Genomic DNA, 4,049 nt, shown 5'->3' on the forward strand with positions numbered 1-4,049 from the left:
GCGAAGAACGCGATCCGGTTGAAGCTCGGCTTTTTCAACCCACGCGCCTGGGCGGATGCCTCCTGCTCCATTATCAGGTTACGCCAGATGCGCGACGCGGAATGGGGCCGCAGCGTGCCGCCGTTCAGGTAACCGATACCCAGCAGATCGGCTTCCCGCTCCTGATCGCGCCCGAAGCGCGCAAGACCTCCCAACACCGAGAGCTGCATGTTGTTGAAGCTCTGATACACTGCCGCGCTGCCGCTCATGGAAGTCAGCACGGCGGCCCAGCTCAACAGGTCGGTCGTCCGTCGCGCGGCCTTGAACGCGGTCAAGGTATGCCGCTGTTCGAAATGACCGAATTCGTGGCCGAGCACAGCGCCCAATTCCGCCTCGCTGCGCGCCCGCAACAACAGCCCGCTGAACACCCGCATCGTCCCGTTCGGACTCATCGTCGCGTTGAAGACGGGATATCGAATGAGATAGATGCGGACCGTGTTGCAACGATCGGCTCCGACTGTCTTGCAGAGCACTTCGCGCACATAGGCGTTCAGCTTCTCGTCGCGGATCAGCAGCGGTGAATTAGCAAGCGCGCGCTCGCCCTCGTCACTCTCCCGCCATAGCCCGATCTCGTCCACGCCTTGCGGCTGGTAGGTTCCTGCATAGGGCGGTGGCGCTGCCGCTGGCTTCACCACCTCCTTGGCGGCAGCGGATGCATGGCCGGAGAGAGCCAGCGAGAGCGTGAACAGCAGGCCTCGCATCAGGGCTTGTCCGCCACCGGAACCGTGCTGCCCGGAAACTCCTCCAGCAGCTGCCCGACGCGCTTCTCGGCGCCATCGACCTCGCGCACGTCGCCGCCCATCGCGCCATCGGCGTTGAGCCACAGCACGTCGCCGGTCTTCAGGTCCACCAATCCGGCATAGCCGATATGCTCACCGGACTTTACCGCGATCCCAGGCCCCAGCAGCGCCACGATCTGCAGGATCTTGCGGCCGGTCGAGCCATAAGCGTCCTTGTTGTAGATGAACAAGGCATAGTCGGCGGTCTGGGCCCCCGGCAGCTTGCGCACGCCCTCGCCCAGCGACCAGTCGAAGACGCCCGCCTTGTTGTCGCGCTTCTTGGTCGGCAGTCGGTTGCCCTTGAAGAACTGATAGGTCACAACCGCGCGCGCCACGGCACCGAACAACGCGGTATATTCCTCCACCAGCTGCGCCTGCTCGCCATAGGCTTCGGGCGCTTGCACGATCGTGTTGCCGAGACTCGCCTGGCGCTTTCCCAACGCGGTGGCGATGTTCGCGCGCGCCTTGTCCGTCCAGTCCGCGTTCGGCTCGAACATGCCGCCCGTCGACTGTGCGCCAACGCTGACGGCCGGACGGAAGACGAGGATGGTCTTGCCACTCTTCGCCGGCAGGGTGAAGCCTTCCTTCACCGCCGTGCGCTCTTGCGCGGCCACGGGTGCAGCGGTCACGAGCGCCACACACAGCGACGCCGCCACTAATTTCCGCTTGATCATACCCCTCCTGCCGATCACGGCGCTCCGGCCGTTCCCTCGATCGTGAACGCAGAGAAGCGAAACTGCGGCCGGACGTCAAGCCGGCATCCGGTTGAGCGCCTAATGTTTCAGCGATTTAACGCCGACTCACCCCAGCGCCTTCTTGAGCAACGCATTGACCACGCCCGGGTTCGCCTTCCCCGCCATCGCCTTCATCGTCTGGCCGACGAAGAAGCCGAACAGCGCCTCCTTGCCACCGCGATACTGCTCCAGCTGGCCCTGGTTCTTGGCCAGCACATCGGCGATTACCGCCTCGATCGCACCCGTGTCGCTGGTCTGTTTCAGCCCACGCTCCTCGACGATCGCGGCAGGATCCTGCCCCGTGTCCAGCATGACCTCGAACACCTGCTTGGCAAGACTGCCCGACAGCGTGCCGTCCGCGACCAGCGCCAGCAGCGCGGCCGCCCGGTTTGGCGTCACGGGGCTCTCGCCGATCGACTTGCCGAGCCGGTTGAGCGCGCCGAACAGTTCCCCCGTGACCCAGTTCGATGCCGGTCCCGCTGGTGCGCCCTCATCGAGCAGCGCGTCGAACCAGCGCGCGGTCTCGACCTCGGCGGTCAGCACGCCGGCATTGTAGGGGGTTACGCCCGCCGTCTCGTAACGCTTGCGCTTGGCGTCGGGCAGTTCCGGCAAGGACGCGCGGCACTCATCGAGGAACGCGTCGTCCAGTTCCAGCGGCAGCAGGTCGGGATCGGGGAAATAGCGATAGTCGTGCGCGTCCTCCTTCGATCGCATCGACCGCGTCTCGTTGCGGTCGGGATCGTAGAGCCGCGTTTCCTGCACCACGCGCCCGCCATCCTCGAGCAGCGCGACCTGTCGCTTCGCCTCGCCCTCCACCACCGCCATGACGAAGCGGACCGAATTGACGTTCTTCGTCTCCGTCCGCGTGCCGAGCGGATTTTCTGAAGAGATTGGGCCGGGCTTGCGCACGCTGACGTTGACGTCGGCGCGCATCGAGCCTTCCTCCATGTTGCCGTCGCACGAGCCGACATACCTCAGCACCGATCTCAGCTTACGCAGGTAAGCCCCTGCCTCGGCGGGAGAACGCATGTCAGGTCGGCTGACGATCTCCATCAATGCAACACCAGAGCGGTTGAGATCGACATAGGAGCGCGTCGGATGCTGATCGTGCATCAGCTTGCCGGCGTCCTGCTCGACATGGATGCGCTCGACGCCGATCGTCTTGGTTACGTCCGGCAGCTTTTCGTCCGGGGCAATCTCCACCGCGCCCTCGCCGACCAGTGGATGATACAGCTGGCTGATCTGGTATCCCTGCGGCAGGTCGGCGTAGAAATAGTTCTTGCGGTCGAACCGGCTCCAGCGATTGATCTGCGCGTCGATCGCCATGCCGGTACGCACGGCCTGGCGGATGCACTCCCGGTTGGGCACCGGCAGCATCCCCGGCATCGCCGCGTCGACCAGCGACACCTGCGTGTTCGGCTCCGCCCCGAATGCGGTCGCGGCGCCGGAGAACAGCTTGGCATTGGACGTCACCTGGGCGTGGACTTCCAGCCCGATCACCACCTCCCACTCGCCGGTCGAACCCTGGATGCGATAGTCGGTCATGTTACCACCATGCCTCCGGCCGCGCGGCAAAGCCGGCGCGTTCTTCCAATGCCAGGCTCGCATTCAGCACGCCCTGTTCGTCGAGCGGCCTGCCGATGATCTGCAAGCCCAGCGGCAGCCCCTGCCCGTCCAGCCCGCCCGGCACGCTCATCGCCGGCAGCCCCGCCAGCGAGGACGGCACCGTGAAGACGTCGTTCAGGTACATGGCGATCGGGTCCGCCGACTTCTCGCCCAGTGCGAACGCCGCCGATGGTGCGGTCGGGGTCAGCAGCACGTCGCACTTCGCCCAGGCCTGCTCGAAATCGCGTGCGATCAGCGTCCGAACCTTCTGTGCCTGTGTGTAATAAGCGTCGTAAAAGCCTGCACTGAGGACATAAGTCCCGATCATGATGCGCCGTTTGACCTCCGCGCCGAAGCCGTCGGCGCGGGTCGCTGCGTACATGTCCTGCAACCCCGCACCATCGGGCAGGTCGCGCAAACCATAGCGCACCCCGTCATAGCGGGCGAGGTTGGACGAGGCCTCCGCCGGCGCGATGATGTAATAAGCGGGCAGCGCGTACTTGGTGTGGGGCAGCGAGACGTCGACGATCTCCGCCCCCGCGTCCTTCAGCCACGCAATACCCGTCCGCCACAGCGCGTCGATCTCCGCCGGCATGTCGTCGACGCGATATTCCCTGGGAACACCGACGCGCAACCCACGCAGATCGCTGGACAAGCCACGCTCCCAGGCGGGCACTTCCAGTTGCAGCGAGGTCGCATCCTTCGCGTCGAACCCGGCCATCGCCTCCAGCATGATCGCGCAATCGCGCACGTCGCGCGCCATCGGCCCTGCCTGATCGAGCGACGAGGCGAAGGCGATCGTTCCCCAGCGCGAACAGCGGCCATAGGTCGGCTTGATGCCGCTGATCCCGGTGAACGCCGCCGGCTGCCGGATCGAGCCGCCTGTGTCCGT

Annotated in this window: 4 protein-coding genes; all 4 read right to left on the bottom strand. The window is 65.4% G+C overall.

Annotated features, from left to right (window positions below):
• Positions 1-740: M48 family metallopeptidase (locus JWN21_RS08540; RefSeq protein ID WP_299648402.1), on the bottom strand; the 740-nt coding region annotated here is incomplete at its 3' end.
• A complete protein-coding gene (locus JWN21_RS08545) occupies positions 740-1,492 on the bottom strand; it encodes a hypothetical protein (RefSeq protein ID WP_299648405.1) in 753 nt (250 codons plus the stop codon). The genes JWN21_RS08540 and JWN21_RS08545, both read right to left, overlap by 1 nt.
• Before the next feature lie 126 nt (positions 1,493-1,618).
• Positions 1,619-3,097 carry an Asp-tRNA(Asn)/Glu-tRNA(Gln) amidotransferase subunit GatB gene (gene gatB, locus JWN21_RS08550; protein ID WP_299648408.1) on the bottom strand — a complete coding sequence of 493 codons (1,479 nt, stop codon included), beginning with the start codon at positions 3,095-3,097 and terminating at the stop codon, positions 1,619-1,621.
• 1 nt (position 3,098) lies between these two features.
• Positions 3,099-4,049: amidase family protein (locus JWN21_RS08555; RefSeq protein WP_299648411.1), on the bottom strand; the 951-nt coding region annotated here is incomplete at its 5' end.

This window comes from Sphingomonas bacterium (assembly GCF_028292945.1).
GTDB lineage: Bacteria > Pseudomonadota > Alphaproteobacteria > Sphingomonadales > Sphingomonadaceae > Sphingomonas.